The 20,283-nt window shown below is 69.2% G+C and carries 14 protein-coding genes; 13 read left to right on the top strand and 1 reads right to left on the bottom strand.

The window, feature by feature from the left end; translation table 11 throughout:
- Window positions 1-52 precede the first annotated feature (52 nt).
- From H7U20_RS24355 to rffA, 11 genes are all read left to right on the top strand, one after another.
- The gene (locus H7U20_RS24355; protein WP_199761729.1) at window positions 53-841 is read left to right on the top strand and encodes a Crp/Fnr family transcriptional regulator; all 789 of its coding nucleotides are present in this window, start codon (window positions 53-55) and stop codon (window positions 839-841) included.
- A gap of 127 nt (window positions 842-968) precedes the next feature.
- A complete protein-coding gene (locus H7U20_RS24360) occupies window positions 969-1,769 on the top strand; it encodes an ABC transporter permease (protein WP_199761730.1) in 801 nt (266 codons plus the stop codon).
- On the top strand, window positions 1,766-2,992 hold the full coding sequence (locus tag H7U20_RS24365; RefSeq protein WP_199761731.1) for an ABC transporter ATP-binding protein: 1,227 nt from the start codon (window positions 1,766-1,768) through the stop codon (window positions 2,990-2,992). Before H7U20_RS24360 ends, H7U20_RS24365 begins: the two co-directional genes overlap by 4 nt.
- A gap of 8 nt (window positions 2,993-3,000) precedes the next feature.
- Window positions 3,001-4,371, top strand: a complete 1,371-nt coding sequence (locus H7U20_RS24370) for an FkbM family methyltransferase (RefSeq protein WP_199761732.1) — start codon at window positions 3,001-3,003, stop codon at window positions 4,369-4,371.
- Window positions 4,372-4,386: 15 nt separating this feature from the next.
- A complete protein-coding gene (locus H7U20_RS24375) occupies window positions 4,387-7,365 on the top strand; it encodes a glycosyltransferase (RefSeq protein ID WP_199761733.1) in 2,979 nt (992 codons plus the stop codon).
- A gap of 1 nt (window position 7,366) precedes the next feature.
- Window positions 7,367-8,551: a glycosyltransferase family 4 protein gene (locus H7U20_RS24380; protein WP_199761734.1), complete on the top strand. Its 1,185-nt coding sequence runs from the start codon at window positions 7,367-7,369 to the stop codon at window positions 8,549-8,551.
- A 293-nt stretch (window positions 8,552-8,844) separates the two neighbouring features.
- A complete protein-coding gene (locus H7U20_RS24385; protein WP_199761735.1) occupies window positions 8,845-10,815 on the top strand; it encodes a hypothetical protein in 1,971 nt (656 codons plus the stop codon).
- Between the two features lie 38 nt (window positions 10,816-10,853).
- Window positions 10,854-11,810 carry a glycosyltransferase family 2 protein gene (locus H7U20_RS24390; protein WP_199761736.1) on the top strand — a complete coding sequence of 319 codons (957 nt, stop codon included), beginning with the start codon at window positions 10,854-10,856 and terminating at the stop codon, window positions 11,808-11,810.
- A complete protein-coding gene (locus tag H7U20_RS24395; RefSeq protein ID WP_199761737.1) occupies window positions 11,800-12,504 on the top strand; it encodes a GNAT family N-acetyltransferase in 705 nt (234 codons plus the stop codon). Before H7U20_RS24390 ends, H7U20_RS24395 begins: the two co-directional genes overlap by 11 nt.
- A 4-nt stretch (window positions 12,505-12,508) precedes the next feature.
- On the top strand, window positions 12,509-12,871 hold the full coding sequence (locus tag H7U20_RS24400; RefSeq protein ID WP_199761738.1) for a DMT family transporter: 363 nt from the start codon (window positions 12,509-12,511) through the stop codon (window positions 12,869-12,871).
- Between the two features lie 11 nt (window positions 12,872-12,882).
- On the top strand, window positions 12,883-14,010 hold the full coding sequence (rffA, locus tag H7U20_RS24405; protein ID WP_199761739.1) for a dTDP-4-amino-4,6-dideoxygalactose transaminase: 1,128 nt from the start codon (window positions 12,883-12,885) through the stop codon (window positions 14,008-14,010).
- Between the two features lie 97 nt (window positions 14,011-14,107).
- Here the strand turns inward: rffA and H7U20_RS24410 are convergent, their stop codons facing one another.
- Window positions 14,108-15,913 (bottom strand): DEAD/DEAH box helicase, encoded by a 1,806-nt coding sequence (locus tag H7U20_RS24410; protein WP_233411048.1) that lies wholly within the window; start codon window positions 15,911-15,913, stop codon window positions 14,108-14,110.
- 421 nt (window positions 15,914-16,334) lie between these two features.
- Here H7U20_RS24410 and H7U20_RS24415 point away from each other — a divergent pair, with 421 nt between their 5' ends.
- Both H7U20_RS24415 and H7U20_RS24420 read left to right on the top strand, forming a co-directional pair.
- Window positions 16,335-19,610: a ligand-binding sensor domain-containing diguanylate cyclase gene (locus tag H7U20_RS24415; RefSeq protein WP_233411049.1), complete on the top strand. Its 3,276-nt coding sequence runs from the start codon at window positions 16,335-16,337 to the stop codon at window positions 19,608-19,610.
- 20 nt (window positions 19,611-19,630) lie between these two features.
- Window positions 19,631-19,828, top strand: a complete 198-nt coding sequence (locus H7U20_RS24420) for an oxidoreductase-like domain-containing protein (protein ID WP_199761740.1) — start codon at window positions 19,631-19,633, stop codon at window positions 19,826-19,828.
- Window positions 19,829-20,283 lie beyond the last annotated feature (455 nt).

Here is a 20,283-nt window from a genome sequence, read left to right on the forward strand (position 1 = left end):
GCGCGCCACAGCGAAACACGGATACCACGGATACCACGGATACAATAGCGACATGACGTCCAGCCCACCAGAACACGACACCCCGCCAGCCGCCAGCGCCGCGGCCCCGGCTACGCCCCCAGCCGAGGCTGGCGGCAGCGCGCCCGCCAAGCCGGTGCAAATCCACCTGCGCAAGATCCCCCTGCTGGCCAACCTGAGCGACGAGGAGATCGAGCGCATCAAGCCGGACCTGCGCCTGCGCGTCTATCCCAAGCGCACCGTGGTGCTGCAAAAGGGTGGCAGCGGCGACGGCCTGCTGTTCCTGCTGGCCGGCCAGTTGCAGGTGATCGACGTCACCGAGGACGGCCGCGCCATCGGCCTGCGCATGCTGACGCCGGGCGACTTCTTCGGCGAGCTGGCCGTCATCAACGGCTCGACCCGCAGCGCCTCGGTGGTGGCGATGAGCGAGGTACTGGTGGCCTTCCTGCCGGCGCCGACGGCGCTGCACCTGTTCTCGCACTCGCCGTCGGTGGCCAACATCATGCTGCGCCACCTGGCCGAAAAGATCCAACGCGACTCGGAGTTCCGCACCCTGCTGAGCATCAACAACACGGCGCGCCGCATCTACGCCTTCCTGGCGCTGCAGAAGAAGAGCCAGCCGGGCGCGCCCGACGTGGTGGAGAACCTGCCGACCCACCAGGACATCGCCAACATGATCAACACCAGCCGCGAGACGGTAACGCGGGCGCTGCTGACGCTGAGCCAGCAGGGCATCATCCAGAAAGACAGCCATCGGCTGATCATCGTCAACCCGCAGGCACTGCAAAAACTGATCGACGGCGGCGAGCCGCCGCGCACGTAAGGCCCCCTCGCCGGCCACAGCAATGGCGGTATAATGCGCGCGATTGCGCCGCCCCGCCGGCCCCACCCATTCCCACTATGACAGAACCCGCTTTGACTCCTCTCCTCCCTCCCGCCGGAGCGCGCCCATGATGGCGCTGGCGCTCCTGCGCAACCTGGCCAACTATCGCGGCTTCATCAGCGGCAGCGTCAAGCGCGAATTCCAGATCAAGTACCGCAACTCCATCCTCGGCGCCGCCTGGACGGTGCTCAGCCCGCTGGCGATGATCGTCGTCTATACCGTGGTGTTCGCCCAGGTGATGCACTCGCGCCTGCCGGGCAGCAGCTCGACCTTCGCCTACAGCATCTACCTGTGCGCCGGCGTGCTGACCTGGGGCCTGTTCGCCGAGATCACCGGGCGGGCGCAGAACATGTTCCTCGAACACGCCGGCCTGATCAAGAAGATCAATTTCCCGCGCATCTGCCTGCCGGTCATCGTCGTGCTCAACGCCGGCGTCAACTTCGCCATCATCTTCGGCCTGTTCACCGGCTTCCTCGTCCTGTCGGGCAACTTCCCCGGCTGGCCCTATTTAGCGCTGCTGCCGGTGCTGCTGGTGCTGGTGCTGTTCGCCATCGGCCTGGGTCTGATCCTCGGCGTACTCAACGTGTTCTTCCGCGACGTCGCCCAGTTCTTCACCATCGCGCTGCAGTTCTGGTTCTGGTTCACCCCGGTGGTTTACCCGGCCACGGTGCTGCCGCCCGAGGCGCGTGCGCTGCTGGTGTGGAATCCGATGGCGCCGCTGATCCTGGCCTGCCAGGAGATCCTGGTCAACGGCCGCTGGCCGCACTGGGCCGGCCTGCTGCCGGTGGCCCTGCTGGCCGTCGCGCTGTGCCTGCTCGGCCTGCAACTGTTCCGCCTGCGCGCGGGAGAAATGGTGGATGAACTGTGAACGGTAGCATACAAGTCAACAATCTGGGCAAGGCCTACAAGCGCTACCCGAACCACCGCGCCCGCCTGCTCGAATGGCTGCTGCCGTTCGCCGGCCCGCGCCACCAGCAGATCCACGTGCTGCGCGACATCAGCTTCTCGGTCGAACCGGGCCAGGCGCTGGGCATCATCGGCGTCAACGGCGCCGGCAAGAGCACCCTGCTCAAGCTGATCACCGGCACCGCCGCCGCCAGCACCGGCAGCGTCGCCATGCAAGGCCGGGTCGCCGCCATGCTCGAACTGGGCATGGGCTTCCATCCCGACTTCAGCGGCCGGCAGAACGTCTTCATGGCCGGCCAGCTGATCGGCCTGACGGTGGCCGAACTGGCCGCACTGATGCCCGAGATCGAAGCCTTCGCCGAGATCGGCGACTATATCGACCAGCCGGTGCGGGTGTATTCGAGCGGCATGCAGATGCGCCTGGCCTTCGCCGTCGCCACCGCCAAGCGGCCCGACGTGCTGATCGTCGACGAGGCGCTGTCGGTCGGCGACGCCTACTTCCAGCACAAGAGCTTTGAGCGCATCCGCGCCTTCCGCGCCGAGGGCACCACCCTGCTGATCGTTTCGCACGACAAGGGGGCGATCCAGTCGGTGTGCGACCGCGCCATCCTGCTCGACGGCGGCCGCGTCAGCAAGGAAGGCCCGCCCGAGGAAATCATGGACCTGTACAACGCCATGATCGCCGAGAAGGAGAACCAGACGGTCCGCCAGGAGACCACCGACAGCGGCAAGGTGCAGACCATCTCCGGCACCGGCGAGGCGACCGTGGCCGACATCACCATGCTCAACGAACAGGGCGAGCGCGCCGAGATGCTCGGCGCCGCCGCCCCGGTGCGCCTGCGCGTGACGGTGGCAATCCAGGCCGACATCGCCAACCTGACGCTGGGCATCCGCATCAAGGACCGGCTCGGCCAGAACATCTTCGGCACCAACACCCACCACCTGGGCCGGCCGATCGGGGCGGTAACCGCCGGCGAGCGGCTGACGGTGGACTTCTGCTTCGCCCTCAACCTGGGGCCGGGCAGCTACTCGGTGGCCACCGCCCTGCACAGTGCCGACACCCACCTGGTCGACAACTACGAGTGGCGCGACCTGGCGCTGGTGTTCAACGTCATGAACCTGCAGCTGCCGTATTTCGAGGGCTGCACCTGGCTGGCGCCCGAGCTGGCCATCACCCGCCACTGAGGTCCCCCATGCCCTTCATCTCCTATGCGCCGAACTTCGAGGACGTGCTGCTGTGGCGCGCACTGCGCCACGTCGAGGCCGGCTTCTACCTGGACGTCGGCGCCGCCGACCCGCTGCACGGTTCGGTGACCCAGGCCTTCTACCAGCGCGGCTGGCGCGGCGTCAACCTGGAGCCGGCGCCGGCGCTGCACGCCCGCCTGCGCGCGGCGCGCCCGGCCGACGTCAACCTGGCGCTGGGCGCCGCCGCCGCGGCCAGCGCCGCCGCCACCTTCTACGACGCGCCCGACAGCGAGCGCTCCGGCTTCCTGGCCGAGCAGGCCCGCGCCTGCCGCGCCGACGGCCAGCCGGTGCAACTGCGCGAAGCCGGCTTGACCACGCTGGCCGAGGTCTGCGCCGAGCACGCCGAGGGCGCCATCCACTTTCTCAACATCGCCGTCAACGGCGACGAGGCGGCGGTGCTGGCCGGAATGGACTGGCGCCGCTGGCGGCCCTGGATCGTGCTGCTGCGCGGCACCCCGGCTGACGCCGCGCCGGCGCTGACGGCGGCCGGCTACACGCTGGCCTACCGCGACGGCCAGAAGGATTACTACGTCGCCGCCGAGCAGGCCGCGCTGGCCGCCGCGCTGACGCTGGCGCCGCACGACGCCGACCAGTTCCAGCTGTACGAGGGCCACCACTACGCCCATCCGCTGACCGAGTGGCGCCGCCGCACCGCCGCCGCCGAGCAGGCCGCCGCCGACGCCAACGCCTGGGTCGCCGCCCACGAGCGCGGCTGGCGCGAGCGCGCCGAGCAGGCCGAGGGCCGATTCAGCCGCCTGCGCGACGACAGCGCCCGCAGCGAGGCCGCGCTCAACGTGCGGCTGGCCGGCACGCTGGCGCGCGCCGAACAGGCCGAGGCGCGCGCCGCCCTGGCCGAGGCACGTGCCGCCCACGCGGCCGACCACGGCGTACGCGTCGACGCCGAGTTGCGCGGCATCTACGGCAGCCTGGCCTGGCGCTGGTCCAAGCCGCTGCGCGGCGCCGTCAAGCTGGCCAAGTATCTGCGCGGGCGCCGGCAGCACCTGAGCTGGCGCCTGCGCCACGCTGTGGCCGGCCTGCGCCGGCGCCTGCGCGCCGCGCTGACCGGCGCCGTCCGCGGCGCGGCGCGCGGCGCGCTCGGCTTCGTCACCGCGCGGCCAGCGCTGGCCTACTTCCTGCGCCGCCAGATCGGCCGCTTCCCGCGCCTGGTCGGCCTGGCACGCACCCTGGCCATGCGCGCCAGCGCCCGCCCGGTAGCGCCCGAGACCGCGGCGCCGCGCGCCGAGCTGCAGCAGTTGCCGGCCGCCGCCCGCCAGGTCTACGACCAGCTCAAGCGCGTCCTGCCCCCCCGCCACCCCTAAGCGTTCCGGAACCCTATGCGTATCATTCTTGACCTGCAGGCCTGCCAGGCCGCCAGCATGCACCGCGGCATTGGCCGCTACTCGATGGCGCTGGCCCAGGCGATGGCGCGCCAATGCGGCGGACACGAGCTGCACCTGGCCCTCAACGGCCAGTTCGACGCCGGCGCGACAGCCGTGCGTGCCGCCTTCGACACCCTGCTGCCGGCCGAGCGCATCCACGTCTTCGACATGCTGGCGCCGGTCGCCGAGTACGACCCGCGCAACGCCTGGCGCGCCCGCGCCGCCGAGCGCCTGCGCCAGCACTACCTGGCCGGCCTGAAGCCGGACGTGGTGCACCTGGCCAGCCTGTTCGAGGGCCTCAGCGACGATGCCGTCGCCGCCTGCCCGCCGAGCAGCGGCCGCTTCGCCAGCGCCGTCACGCTGTACGACCTGATCCCGCTGCTGCGCAAGGACGTCTACCTGACCGAGCCGCGCGCCGCCGCCTGGTACTACCGCAAGCTGCAGGGCCTGAAGAACGCCGAGCTGCTGCTGGCCATCTCCGGCCACTCGCGCCGCGAGGGCCTCGCCGCGCTGCAACTGCCGGCCGAGCGCATCGTCAACATCTCGTCGGCGGTCGACCCCATCTTCCGCCCGCGCCAGCTGAGCGAGGACGCGGCGACGGCGCTGCGCGCCCGCTACGGCCTGAGTCGCCGCTTCATCATGTACACCGGCGGCGTCGATTACCGCAAGAATATCGAGGGCCTGATCGAGGCCTACGCCATGCTGCCCGAGGCGCTGCGGCGCGGCCACCAACTGGCCGTGGTGTGCAGCATCCAGCCGACCGACCGCCACCGCCTGCAGCAACTGGCCACCAAGCTGGGCCTGCCGGACGGCGACCTGGTGCTGACCGGCTTCGTCTCCGACGACGACCTGGTCTCGCTCTACAACAGCACCGCGCTGTTCGTCTTCCCCTCGCTGCAGGAGGGCTTCGGCCTGCCGGCGCTGGAGGCGATGCAGTGCGGCGTGCCGGTGATCGGCTCGGATTCGAGCAGCATCCCCGAAGTGATCGGGCGCGCCGACGCGCTGTTCGACCCGACCAGCGTGGCCGCCATCAGCGCCAAGATGGCCCAGGTGCTGGACGACGCCGGCTTCGCCGCCACGCTGGCCGCGCACGGCCTGGAACAGGCCAAGCTGTTCTCCTGGGACGCCAGCGCCAAGACCGCGCTGGCCGCCTTCGAGGACTGCCACGCCGCCCGCCAGGGCGCCAGCGGCGCCGTCGCCGCGACGGGCCGGCGGCCGCGCCTGGCCTATGTCTCGCCGCTGCCGCCTGAACGCTCCGGCATCGCCGACTACAGCGCCGACCTGCTGCCCGAACTGGCGCGCTACTACGAAATCGACGTGGTGCTGGCACAGGACAAGGTCGGCGAGCCCTGGCTGGACGCCAACTTCGCCCAGCGCTCGGTCGAGTGGTTCGACGGCCACGCCGGCGAGTACGACCGCATCGTCTACCACTTCGGCAACTCGGCCTTCCACCAGCACATGTTCGGCCTGCTCGAACGCCACCCCGGCGTGGTGGTGCTGCACGACTTCTTCATGAGCGGCATCACCAACTACGCCGCCGGCGCCAGTCCCTATCCAAACGCCTACAGCCGCGCCCTCTACCTGTCGCACGGCTACCGCGCCCTGATCGACGAGCGCGCCGACGGACTGGAGGCCTCGATCTACCAGTACCCATGCAACCGCAGCGTACTCGACCATGCCGCCGGCATCATCGTCCACTCGCAGCACTCGCGCCAGCTGGCCGAGCACTGGTATGGCGCCGGCAGCGCCGCCGACTGGCGCATGATCCCGCTGCTGCGCATGCTGCCCGAGCGGATCGACAAGGCCGCCGCGCGGCGCCTGCTGGGGATCCCGGACGGCCAGTTCGTGGTCTGCTCGTTCGGCATGCTGGCCGTCACCAAGTGCAACGACCAGATCGTCGAGGCCTGGCTGGGCAGCGCGCTGGCCAGCGACACCGATGCCCGCCTGGTGTTCGTCGGCGAGAACGACGCGCTGCAGTTCGGCCGCGCGCTCGAACAGCGCATCGCCGGCAGCAACGTCAGCATCACCGGCTTCGCCAGCCAGGACAGCTACCGCCTCTACCTGGCAGCGGCCGACGCCGCCGTGCAGCTGCGCAGCCGTTCGCGCGGCGAGACCTCGGCCACCGTGCTCGATTGCCTGTCGTTCCGCCTGCCGACGGTGATCAACGCGCACGGCTCGGCGGCCGAAGTGCCGGCTCACGTCGCCATCCGCCTGGCCGACCGCTTCAGCCGGGACGACCTGGCCGCCGCCCTGCTGCGCCTGCGCCGCGAGCCGGCGCTGCGCGCCCTGCTGTCGGACGAAGCCGGCGCCTACATGGCGGCGCTGCACCACCCGGCGCGCATCGGCGTGGCCTATCGCGACGCCATCGAAGAATTCGCCCGCGACGGCGCCCACACCGCCGAGCGCGAGCTGCTGGCGGCACTGGCCGCCATCGACGGCGCCGTCGGCCCCGACGAGGCCGACCTGCTGGCCACCGCCAGCTGCATCGCCGCCAACCGGCCGCGCGCCGGCCAGCCGCAGGTGCTGGTCGACGTCAGCGCGCTGGCCGACTCGACGCGCCGGCCGGCCGACGCGGCGGCCCAGGAGGCGCTGCTGCTGCGCTTGCTGGCGGCACCGCCGGACGGCCACCGGGTCGAACCGGTGCTGTGGCGGCACGACCACTACCGCTACGCGCGGCGCTACGCGCTGGCGCTGATCGAGCGGCCCGAGCTGGTGCTCGACGAGGGCGCCGCCGAGCTGCGCGCCGGCGACTACCTGCTCAGCCCGTACGCTGCCGCGCCGGCCATCGCCGCCGCCACGCTGGCCAACCGCGGCGTGCGCCAGTTGGCGCTGCCGGCCGGCGACGACACCGAGGCCGCCCTGGCGCAACTAACGGCAGCGCTGGCGCCGGGCGGCGCGACGGCGGCCGCTCCGCTAACGGCAGAGGCAAGCTAGGATGGCCGGCCCGGAACAAGGCGCTGGCGCCGAACGGCAGTTGCTGGTCGACCTGTCGGTGCTGCACCGCCACGACGATCAGTCCGGCATCCAGCGGCTGGTGCGCAACACCCTGCGCGCCCTGCTGGCGGCACCGCCGGCCGGCCTGCGCGTCTGCCCGGTGTACGACGCCGGCGGCCACTATGCCTACACGGCATGCCACGGCGGCAGCGCCGCCGAGGGCGCGCCGATCAGCGTGCGCGCCGGCGACATCTTCCTCGGCCTCGACCTTTGCCCCGATCAGGTGCCGCTCAACCGCGCCGTCTTCGCAGACCTGCGCCGCCACGGCGTCGGCCTGTACTTCGTCGTCTACGACCTGCTGCCGCTAACCCTGCCGGCCATGTTCGCGCCCGGCGCTGCGCCCTGGTTCAGCCGCTGGCTCGACACCGTCGCCGCGCTGGCCGACGGCCTGCTGTGCATCTCGCGCGCGGTCGCCGACGAACTGCTGGCCTGGCTGGAACAGGCCGCCGTGGTGCGTCCGGCCGCGCTGCGGGTCGGCTACTTCCACCTCGGCGCCGACCTGGCCGCCGAGCTGCCGGCCGGCGCCGCGCCGGCCGCCGCCGAGCAGGCGGTGCTGGCGCGGTTGGCGCAGCGGCCGGCCTTCCTGATGGTCGGCACGCTGGAGCCGCGCAAGATGCACGCCCAGGCGCTCGACGCCTTCGAGCTGCTATGGCGCCAGGGCGGCGACGCCAGCCTGGTCGTCGTCGGCAAGCCCGGCTGGCTGACCGAGCACCTACAACAACGCTTGCTCGACCATGCCGAGCTGGGCCAGCGCCTATTCTGGCTGCCCGCCGCCAGCGACGCCGCGCTGCTGCAGCTGTACCAGCAGTGCGCGGCGCTGCTGGCCGCCTCGGCCGGCGAGGGCTTCGGCCTACCGCTGATCGAGGCGGCCCAGCACGGCCTGCCCATCCTGGCACGCGACATCCCGGTGTTCCGCGAGGTGTGCGGCGGGCACGCCGTCTACTTCGACGGCGCCGGCGTCGAACTGGCGGCGGCACTGCATCAGTGGCTGGCGCGGCGCGCAGCCGGCACGCTGCCCGATGCGCGCGCCCTGCCCTGGCAAACCTGGCGCGCCAGCAGCGAGAATTTGTTACGAATTGTAATGGAGCAAGATTGGTACAAACTGGCGCCGACCCTGCTGCCATAAGATCCGCCTACAAAATTTTACCAATTCTGCCTGCCCCAGGACGACACAGTGAAGAGCGATAAACCCTACAATACGCCAGTCCGTTTTTTTGCGCCGCCAGGACCTAGGAAATCAGCCGGCATTGCTCCTAGAGTTGCATTACTGACATATAATCCACTTTCCTTTTCCTGTCCTTACCTCTCATGCCCCCACGCCAACAAGTTTATCGCCTCCTGAGTCAACGCGTACTGCCGATAATCCTTGGCATCAATTTTTTGCTACTACTCGTCTTTCTAACCTTTGATTATCAGGTGATGTTCCATTCTGATTCGGCGGTCAAAAATTTGCTGGCGCAGGAAATCTGGGAAACCGGCCAGTATTTCCCCCGCGACTGGAATTACGTCAACAACGACCTGTGGGTGTTCTACACACAAACCTTCATCGTGCCGCTGCTGGGCTGGTTCGAGAACGGCTTCGCTCTGCACGCTTTTTCCGACGTCGTCTCGGCCACGCTGATCCTGCTGGCGACCTGGCTCGTCACCGGAATGCTCGAACAGAGCCGCGCCGCACGCCTAGTCAGCACCATCCTGATCAGCAGCGGCATGTCGGTGATCTTCGCCGAGCACGTATTCGGTCAGGCCGCCTATGGCTCGATGTACTACATGGGCTGCTTCCTGCTGTATTCCTACTGGCGGCTGAATGCCGCACAGGGCCGTGCCGTACTGGGCTGGAGCGTGTCCACGTTTGTGATGGCGCTGCTGGTGTTCTGGGCCAATCCGCAACGCGCGCTGATGTACTACGGTTTGCCGCTGCTGACCGCCGCGCTGGCGCTGCACGGCCTAGACCACTACCGCAGCAGCAGCAGCAGCAGCAGCGCAGCGGCCAGCGTCCACCAGCCGAGCAGGTCCGGGCGCCATTTGCTAGTTCTGGCGCTAGGCTCGATCACCGGCATCGCCCTGCACTGCTATATTCGCCGCCTAGTCCACATCGACAGCGGCCTGACCGTCATCCACTGGCTGCCCTCCAACAGCATCATCAACAATGCCATGGGCACCGTGCGCGGCATCCTGACGCTATTCGACGGCCTGCCCGCGGCGGAAGCCAAAGTGATCTCCGTCTCCGGCGCGTATACCTTGCTGCGCATGCTGGCGGCGGTGTCCATGCTGGTGCTGCTGCCCTGGTCGGTACTCAACGCCATCCAGGCGCAGCAACGCAGCCGCATGTATTTTGCCGTCTTCACGCTGGTCTCGCTGGCCGGCAACCTGCTGCTGATCCTGACCACCTCACTGGCCGACATGTCGGCGCCGGAAGCGTCGGTGCGCTATCTGGTGCCAACCCTGCTGTTCATGATGATCCTGCTGGCCGGCACGATATTCGACCAGCCCGGCATCGCCGTGCGCACCCGTGTGATCGGCCTGTTCGCCATCGCCGTGCTGGGCACCAGCGCGCCCATGGTATACATCAAGGCCTTCGATGACCATTACCGCTTCCCGCTGCGCAAGACCCCGTATGTGGATGCCCACAAACGGCTCGGCGCTTTCCTCGAAGAAAACAAACTGCACTACGGCTACGCCACGTTCTGGAACGCCGGCAAGGTGACGGTGCTGAGCCAGCAACACGTCAAGGTGCGCCAGGTCAGTCTTGAAACCGGCGTGCCGATGCCGATGCGGACGCTGTCGTCGAACCGCTGGTACCGTCCGGAAGCCTGGCAGGGCGAAACCTTCCTGGTGCTGCCCGATTCCCAGCTCCAGGATGTCGACCTGCCGCGCCTGTTCAGCCTGGCCGGCCAACCGCTGCGCACGCTACGCTTTGAAGATGGTTGGACGATTTATGTCTTCGCCGATAACCTGGCGGCGACGATAACGTCCTGGGATTTCGAGGCGCGCACACCGCGCAAGAGCAAAATGACCGCCGCCACCCCGCATCAAATCGGCGCACTGCAGAGCGTAGCGGGCCAGCCGGCCGCACTGGTGGCACAGGATGCCGAACGCGGCGCGCTGATGTTCGGCCCAACCAGCGGCGTCGTGCCCGGCACCTACCTGGTCAGCTTCGATGTCGAGGCCACCGGCCAGGCACAAACTTTCGGCCACGTCGATGTCTGCATCAATGCCGGCGGCTATGTGCTGGCACAGCAAGCCATCACTCAGCCGGGCCGGCAAAAGCTGACCTTGCGCTTCAACACCAAACAGCCGCTCGATCCGCTAGAGTTTCGCGTCATCAAACAAGGCGGCGGCCTGCTCAAGGTCAGCGAGGTGGAACTTCGCCGCGACCTGAGCGCCGACTGAGCCATCATCTTCGCAGAAAGTAAAGCAGAAAGCCCATCATGTCAGTAACAGTACCCGTCATTTCGGTCGTCATTCCGGTCTACAAGGCCGAAAAGATGCTCGACGAACTATACCAACGCCTGCGCACGGCCCTCGAGACGATCAGCCCGCACTTCGAAATCATCCTGGTCGAAGACTGCGGCGGCGACCGCTCGTGGTCCGTCATCGAACGTTTGGCGCAGGCCGATAGCCGGGTTATCGGCCTGCAGTTCAGCCGCAACTTCGGCCAGCACTATGGCATCACGGCCGGCCTCGATCACTGCCGCGGCGAGTGGGCGGTGGTGATGGACTGCGACCTGCAAGACCAGCCGGAGGAAATCCCCCAACTGTACGCCAAGGCCCAGGAAGGCTACGACGTGGTACTGGCGCTGCGCGGTGCGCGTCAGGACCCGCTGCTCAAGCGCTTCACCTCGTGGCTGTTCTACCGCCTGTTCAGCTATCTGGCCGACATCGACTTCGACGGCGACAGCGGCAATTTTCGCATCATGTCTCGTCAGGTGGTACGCAACTTCAACCGCATGCGCGAGCAGCTGCGCTTTTTCGGCGGCCATGTGCAGTGGATGGGTTTCCCCACCACCGGCATCCAAGTGCGCCACGACGAACGCCTCGAAGGCCAGTCGACCTACACCTTCGCCAAGCTGTGGAAGCTGGCCGCCGACACCATCATCGCCTACTCCGACAAGCCGCTGCGCATGGCGGCCCGGCTCGGCCTGAGCATGGCCGCCGTATCGTTCGGCTTCGGCAGCTTCATCCTCGGCCGCTCGCTGCTGCACAGCTCGCCGATCCCCGGCTGGGCCAGCCTGATCGTCTCGCTCTACTTCATCGGCGGCCTGATCATCGGCATCCTCGGCATCCTCGGCGTCTACCTGGGCAAGACCTTCGACGAGAGCAAGAAGCGGCCGCTGTACATCGTGCGCCGCGCCACCGCCAACGCCGGGCAGCTGCATGAACACTGAGGCTGCCATGGCGCTGCTGACGCCCGCGCCCTGGGACCAAGCGGCCTTCGGCCTGCCGGCCTGGGAGCTGGCCGAATACTCGGCCGCCGCGCTGGCGCTGGCCGATGTCACGCCGGGCATCCAGACCGCCAAGATCGAGCCGCTGGCCGACAAACGCGCGCTGCAGCAGCACGGCTTCTACTACGTCGACACGCTGCTCGAAACGGCGGCCACGGCGGCCCAGCTGCGCACGCCGGCCACCGCCGCGCCAGCCGGCCTGAGTGTGGTCCACTGCGCCGCGCCCGGCTTCAATGCCGCCGCCGCGCTGGCGATCTGCCACGGCGCCTTTGCGCACGGCCGCTTCCAGCGCGACCTGAACATGGACCAGGCCGGCGCGCGGCGCCGCTACGACGGCTGGCTGAGCCAACTGATCGCCGCCGACGCCGTCTATGGCCTGTACGCCGACGGCCAACTGGCCGGCTTCATCGGCCACCACGGCCACAGCCTGGTGCTGCACGCGGTGGCGCCGGCCTGGCGCGGCCGCGGCCTGGCCAAGCACTGGTGGCACATGGTGGCGCTACAGCTGTTCGACGCCGGCCACGAGCGCGTGACCAGCTCCATCTCGGCCGCCAACGTCGCCGTGCTCAATCTGTACGCCTCGCTCGGCTTCTCGTTCGGCCGGCCGCAGGACATCTACCACCGCATCGTCAAGTAAAGCCATGAACTACCTCTATATCGCCCTGACCATCGCCCTGACCGTGTACGGCCAGATCGCCATCAAGATGCAGGTGCTGCAGGCCGGCGAACTGCCCGCCGACGGCGGCGGCAAGCTGGCCTTCCTGCTGCGCCTGCTGCTCAACCCGTGGATCGTCAGCGCCTTCGCCGCCGCCTTCCTCGCCTCGATCGCCTGGATGGGGGCGATGACCAAGTTCCAGCTGAGCCATGCCTACCCCTTCATGAGCCTCAATTTCGTCATCGTGCTCGCCTTGAGCGCCTGGCTGTTCCATGAACCGATGTCGATGACCAGGCTCATCGGCGTCACCCTGATCTGCGTCGGCACCGTCGTCGCCGCCCAGGGCTAACCGGAGACCCCATGCAAACCATCCCGTTCAACAAACCCTTCATGACCGGCCGCGAGCTGTGGTACATCGCCCAGGCGCACACCAACGGCCACCTGTCGGGCGACGGCAGCTTCACCAAGCGCTGCCACGGCTGGCTCGAGCAGCACACCGGCACCGCCCGCGCCCTGCTGACCCACTCCTGCACGGCGGCGCTGGAGATGGCCGCGCTGCTGGCCGAGGTCGAGGCCGGCGACGAGATCATCATGCCGTCCTACACCTTCGTCTCGACCGCCAACGCCTTCGTCATGCGCGGCGCCGTGCCGGTCTTCGTCGACATCCGCGCCGACACGCTGAACATCGACGAAACCAAGATCGAGGCGGCCATCACGCCGCGCACCAAGGTGATCCTGCCGGTCCACTACGCCGGCGTGGCCTGCGAGATGGACACCATCATGGCGATCGCCCGGCGCCACAATCTGATCGTCATCGAGGACGCCGCCCAGGGCATCATGTCGACCTACAAGGGGCGCGCGCTGGGCAGCATCGGCCACATGGGCGCCTACTCCTTCCACGAGACCAAGAACATCATCGCCGGCGAGGGCGGCGCGCTGCTGGTCAACGACGCCCGCTTCGCCGAGCGCGCCGAGATCATCCGCGAGAAGGGCACCAACCGCAGCCAGTTCTTCCGCGGCCAGGTGGACAAGTACACCTGGGTCGACATCGGCTCGTCCTACCTGCCGGGCGAGGTGATCGCCGCCTTCCTGTGGGCGCAGATGGAGGAGGCCGACAGCATCACGGCGCGCCGCCTGGCGCTGTGGGACACCTACCACGCCGCGCTGGCGCCGCTGGAGGCGGCCGGCAAGCTGCGCCGCCCGATCGTGCCGCAGGGCTGCGTCCACAACGCCCACATGTACTACATCCTGCTCGACTCGCCGGAGCAGCGCGGCGGCGTCATCGCCGACCTGAAACGCCAGGGCGTCAACAGCGTGTTCCACTACGTGCCGCTGCACAGCGCGCCGGCCGGCCGCGTCCGCAGCCGCTTCCACGGCGACATGACGCAGACCGACCAACTGTCCGACCGCCTGCTGCGCCTGCCGCTGTGGATCGGCCTGGAGGCGGAGCAGGAGCGCGTCGTGCGCGCGCTGCACGAGGCGCTGTAACGGCGCCGCCGGGGCGGCCGGCCCGGCCGCCGCCCGGACGAGGGACGTAAAAAAAGCAGCCCGGGCTGCTTTTTTCACGTCTGCCGCAACGGCGCGCTTACTGCGCCGGGGCCTGTTTCGGCAGGCCGCCCAGCAGGGCCGCCACCTTTTGTTTCGGCTTGACGCCGACACTGGTGGCGCTGGCCAGCGAGGCGCTCGGCGCCGGCGCGGCGCTCTTGGCCGGCTCGTAAGGCTTGAGGAACCACGGGTCGGTCTTGTCGCGGCGCGACGACGGGCCGCCCGGACGCGGACCGCGCTCGAAGCCGCGGTCGGCGCTGCTGCTGCTGCTGCGCTCGGTGCTGCTGCGCTCGGTGCCGCTGCGTTCCATGCCGCCGCGCTCGCTGGCGCCGCGTTCGCCGCCGCTGCGCTCGGCCGAGCGTTCGAACGGACGCGCCGCCGGCGCGCCGCGTTCGCCGCCTTCGCTGCGCCGCGGACGGCGCTCGCTGCCGCGCTCCTCGCCGCGGCCGACGCCCGGCGTGAAGCCGACCAGCTCGCCGCGCTTGATGCTCTGCTTGATCAGCTTCTCGATGTCGATCAGCAGGCGCTCGTCCTTGTCCGAGTAGATCGAGATGGCGTCGCCGGAGGCGCCGGCGCGGCCGGTGCGGCCGATGCGGTGGACATAGTCCTCGGCGTTGTACGGCAGGTCGAAGTTGATCACGCACGGCAGGTCGGAAATGTCGAGGCCGCGCGCCGCCACGTCGGTGGCCACCAGCACGTCGATCTCGCCCTTCTTGAAGGCGTCGAGCGCGGCCATGCGTTCCTGCTGGGTGCGGTCGCCGTGGATCGCGGTGGCTTTCATGCCCTCCTGCTCCAGGCTGCGCGCCAGGCGCGAGGCGCCGATCTTGGTGTTGGAGAAGATGATCACCTGCTTCAGGTCGCGCTGGCGCAGCAGGTGGGCGACGACGTCGCGCTTGTGCTCGTCGGCGACCTTGTAGACCACCTGGCTGACCTTGTCGGCGGTCTGGTTGCTGCGCGCCACTTCGATGGTCAGCGGATTGTTCAGGAAGGTGTTGGCCAGCTTCTTGATCTCCGGCGAGAAGGTGGCCGAGAACATCAGGTTCTGGCGCTGCTTGGGCAGCAGGTTGATGATGCGTTGCAGGTCGGGCAGGAAGCCCATGTCGAGCATGCGGTCGGCCTCGTCCATGACCAGCATCTGCACCTGGCCCAGCGAGATGTTCTTCTGCTCGATGTGGTCGAGCAGGCGGCCCGGCGTGGCGATGACGATCTCGACGCCGCCCTTCAAGATCGTGGTCTGGCCCTTCATGTCCATGCCGCCGAACACCACGGTCGAGCGCAGCGGGGTGTGCTGGGCGTAGGCCTTGACGTTCTCGGCCACCTGCACGGCCAGCTCGCGGGTCGGCGTCAGGATCAGCGCGCGCACCGGGTGGCGCGCCGGCGACATGCTGGCGCTGGCGTGGGCCAGCAGCATCTGGATGATCGGCAGGGCGAAGCCGGCGGTCTTGCCGGTGCCGGTCTGCGCCGCGCCCATCACGTCGCGGCCTTGCAGCAGCACGGGGATGGCCTGGGCCTGGATCGGCGTCGGGTGGACATAACCCTGGTCGGTCAGCGCGCGCAGGATCAGCGGCGACAGGCCGAAGTCGGCGAATTTGACATCGGCGACGGGGGCGGCGGCGAGCGGCGCCGCGTCGACCGGCGCGGGTGCGGCGGCGACGGGCGCGGCTTCGGCGGCTTCGGCGGCTTCGACAGCGACGACAGGTACAACAGGAACAGGGACGGCTTCGACAGGTACGGCTTCGACAGGTGCGGCCGCGACGGCGGCGGCTTCAACGGCGGCGAGCGGCGCCGCGACGGCGGCAGGGGCGGACTCGGCGCCAGGCAGGGATTGGATCTCGTTTTCGGACATAGATTTTGGTCGGCTTCCGTCCAGCGGGCAGCCATGCTTTCTTCAATAAACAACAGTTTCTGCGTGCGGCGGCCAGGGCATGCGCCCGGCCGGAACCGGGCCTGGCTAGGCACCTGCGCGCTCCGGGGCGATGGTGGACCGACACATGGGGAGAGCGAGGCGAAGGCAGGCGGCGGCGCCACACAGGAAGCGCCACGACGGCCGTGCCGACATCGCGCGCGCAGACATGGATACAATATCAGCGCCGTAAACTATACCCTAAATCGGCGCAACTGCACACGAAAACAGCACTTTTTGTATGGAAATCATTGCATGATTGGAATGTATAATAGTCATTCTGCCCCTTATAATTGCCTTCCCGACATCAGATTTCCCCGCAAATCACCCCGCAAGCCCAGTTGCGCCATTGGATACCCCCGCCATGCCCGTCCCACCGCCGGTTCCCGAGATGAACCGTTTTTGTCCGACCTGTTCCGCGCCGCCGCGCCGCGCGCCGGGCGCGCCGCTGACGACGCTGCTGACGACGCTGTCGACGGCGTTGTCGACGGCATTGTCGATGCCGCCGCTGACGCTGCTGGCGGCGCTGCTGACGCTGACGCTGGCACTGCTGCTGGCGCTGGCGCCGGCCGCCCCGGCGCTGGCCGCGCCGCCGCCGGGCGCGCTGGCCGCCCCGGCCGCGCCGGCGCCGTCGCTGCGCTTCAAGAAGCTCGGCCCGCTGGGCGACGACGAGCCGTCGATGCTGTCGCTGATGCAGGACCGCAAGGGCTACGTCTGGGTCGGCACCCACACCAACGGCCTGTACCGCTATAACGGCTACCACGCCGTCAAGTACAGCAACAACCCGGCCAATCCGCGCAGCCTGCCGCACGACCGCGTCTCCGCCCTGTTCGAGGACCGCCGCGGGCGCATCTGGGCCGGCACGCAGAACGGCCTGGCCCGCTTCAACCCGGCCAGCAACGACTTCACCGTGTTCACCCCGGCCAAGGCGCCCAACAACCACCGCATCATCAAAAGCATCGTCGCCGACGGCGCCGACGGCATGTGGGTGGCCAGTTGGGGCGGCCTGCAGCACTTCGACCCGGCCAGCGGCAAGTTCGAGGTCTACGGCCACGACGCCGGCCGGCCCGACAGCCTGGCCAGCAACGACATCAACGCGCTGGCGCGCGACGCCAAGGGCGGCATCTGGGCCGCCACCTGGCCCGGCGGACTGGACTACCTGGCGCCGGGCGCCGGCGGCTTCGTCCACTACCAGGTCGACGCGGCGGCCAAGCCCGACGCCCGCGTCAACATCGTCCGCGCGCTGCAGTTCGACCGCCAGGGCGCGCTGTGGATCGGCACCGAGTCGGGCGTGCTGCGCTGGGACGGCAAGAGCGACTGGTCGACCCGACAGAACGTCGCCGCGCCCTACAGCCGCGTCACCAACTTCTACGTCGACAGCGGCGACACGCTGTGGTGCACCACCCTGTCGGCCGGCCTGCTGCGCTGGAACGCGGCGGCCGGCAAGTTCGACCAGTTCGTCCACGCCGCCGACGATCCCTACAGCCTGCCCGGCGACAACCTGCGCGCCGTCATGCAGGACCGCGGCGGCATGCTGTGGATCGCCTCCTTCACCGACGGCATCAGCCTGGCCAACCTGAGCAGCGGCGGCTTCACCCGCCACGTGCCGTTCCGCATCGACAGCCGCTCCATGCCGGCCAGCAACGCCCTGCTCAGCCTGGCGCGGGCGCCGGCCGGCCGCGTCTGGATCGGCGGCAACGTCGGCATGAGCCTGTTCGACCCGGCCAGCGGCAGCGTGCTGAAGAACTATCGCGCCGACGAGCGGCGGCCCGGCGCGCTGAGCCACAACATCGTCTACAGCATGTACCAGCGCATCGGCGCCGACGGCGCCGCCGCCGGGCCGCTGTGGGCCGGCACCTCGAACGGCCTGAACCGGCTCGACCGGCCCGACGGCGACTTCCGGGTGGTCCACTTCGGCAACACCGCCAGCGACTTCATCAACTTCATCGCGCCCGGCGCCGGCGACGTGCTGTGGCTCGCCACCGGCAACAGCCTGGTCAGCTACAACACGCGCAGCGACGCCCGCCGCATCTACTACCACGACCCGCAGGACCCGAGCAGCCGCAGCGTCAACGGCACCTCGGCGGTGCTGGAGGACAGCGCCGGCCGCGTCTGGGCCGGCTCGGAGTGGAACGGCGGCGGCCTCGACCTGCTCGACCCGCGCACGGGCAAGTTCCGCCACTTCCGCCACAGCAACGGCGCCGCCGCCGGCCTGAGCGACGACAACATCTCCAGCCTGCACCAGGACGCCGCCGGCCGCGTCTGGATCGGCACCGGCAAGGGCCTCGACCTGGTGCTCGACGGGCCGGACGGCGCCGTCGGCTTCCGCTCCTACGCCGCGGCCATGCACGCGGCGAAGATCCTGGCGATCCGCGACGACCTGGCCGGCAACATCTGGTGCAGCACCATCGCCGGCCTGTACCGGCTCGACCCGCGCAGCGGCAAGGTCAGCCACTTCACCGCCTCGGACGGCCTGACCGAAGGCTTCACCGTCGGCTCCTCGACGCTCGACGCCGCCGGCCAGTTGTACTTCGGCGGCGTGCACGGCATGACCGCCGTCACCCCCTCGGCGGTGCGCAGCGACTCGGTGGCGCCGCAGGTGGCGATCACCGACATCAGCGTGTTCAGCCACTCGCTGCAGGACGGCGGCCTGGGCGAAGGCGTCGCCATCGAAGGCCCGCTGACGGCGCCGACCCGGCTGACCCTGTCGGCCCAGGCCTCGGTGTTCGCCATCGAGTTCGCCGCGCTGCACTACACCGAGCCGGGCGAGAACCGCTACCTGTACCAGCTGCAGGGCTTCGACCGCGACTGGGTCGCCGCCGACGCCGCCCACCGCGTCGCCAGTTACACCAACCTCAACCCCGGCAACTACCTGTTCCGCGTCAAGGCCGCCAACCACCGCGGCGTGTGGAACGCCGAACCGGCCACGCTGCAGATCACCATCACGCCGCCGTTCTGGCAGCGCTGGTGGTTCCGCCTGCTGGCCGGCCTGCTGGTGGTCGGCGCCCTGCTCGGCGTGCACCTCCTGCGCCTGAAGCGGGTGACCCGCCAGCAGCGCGAGCTCAAGCAACTGGTCGAGGAGCGCACCGGCGAGCTGGAGGAGTCGAACCGCAAGCTGGCCGCGCTCAGCACCACCGACGGCCTGACCGGCGTGGCCAACCGCCGCGGCTTCGACCTGGCGCTGGAACGCGAATGGCGCCGCGCCGAGCGCACCGGCCAGACGGTGGCGCTGACCATGCTTGACGTCGACCACTTCAAGAAATATAACGACCATTACGGCCACCTGGCCGGCGACGCCTGCCTGCGCGCCGTCGCCGAGCTGATCACCAGCCACGGCCGCCGCACCACCGACCTGGTGGCGCGCTACGGCGGCGAGGAATTCGCCCTGCTGGCGGCGGCCACCGACAGCGCCGACGCCTTCGGCGTGGCCGAAGCGATCTGCGCCGAGTTGCTCAAGCTGCAACTGCCGCACGCCGGCTCGCCGTTCGGCGTGGTGACGATCAGCATCGGCGTGGCGGTGCTGCTGCCGAGCGAACACAACACGCCGGAGCAACTGGTGCGGCAGGCCGACCGCGCCATGTACCGGGCCAAGGAAAAGGGCCGCAACATGGCCCTGCTGGCGCTGCCGGCGATGGATTGACACACTCAGGAAACAGTACCATGCAACAAGACCCCCAAGCCCAGGTGCCGAGCGCCGCCGACGCCAACGACCCGATGCCGCAAGCACCCGCGTCGCCGGAGCCGGACGCCTGCTGCCACAGCGGCTGCACCTACTGCGTGGACGATCTGTACCAGGACGAGCTGGACAGCTACCGCGCGGCGCTCAAGGCCTGGCGCGCGCGCCACGGCCTAGCCTAGCGGCTCGCCGCGAGGGCACTTCGCAGCTGCGGGGTCAGCTGCGGGGTCAGGATGCAGCTGCGCAGCTGCGGGGTCAGTGCCGACATTCGGACACGAACTGAACCATTCGAAGAGCAGACTACTGCTGAGCACGTGTACGAATGTCGGACCTGACCCCGCTTCGCTGCTGAGCACGTGTACGAATGTCGGCACTGACCCCGCTTCTGACCCCGCTTCGTGCCGTGCCCGCTTCGTGCCGGACCTGATCCCGCTTCGTGCCGCCGCTTCGGGCTGTCTGGCGCGGCATGGGTTCCCGCATGCGCGGGAACGACGGCGCGGCCGGAGCTGAGCCCGCCCGGCTGGCTTAGAAGGTTTCCCACTCGTCGCTGTTGGCCGGTTCGCTGGCGGACTGTTTGGGCCGGGCGCGCGGCGCCGCCGGCTTGGCGGCCTTGGCGGCGAGACGGCGCGGCGCCGGC

It is taken from the genome of Rugamonas violacea (assembly GCF_016461825.1).
In the GTDB taxonomy this organism is placed as follows: domain Bacteria; phylum Pseudomonadota; class Gammaproteobacteria; order Burkholderiales; family Burkholderiaceae_D; genus Rugamonas.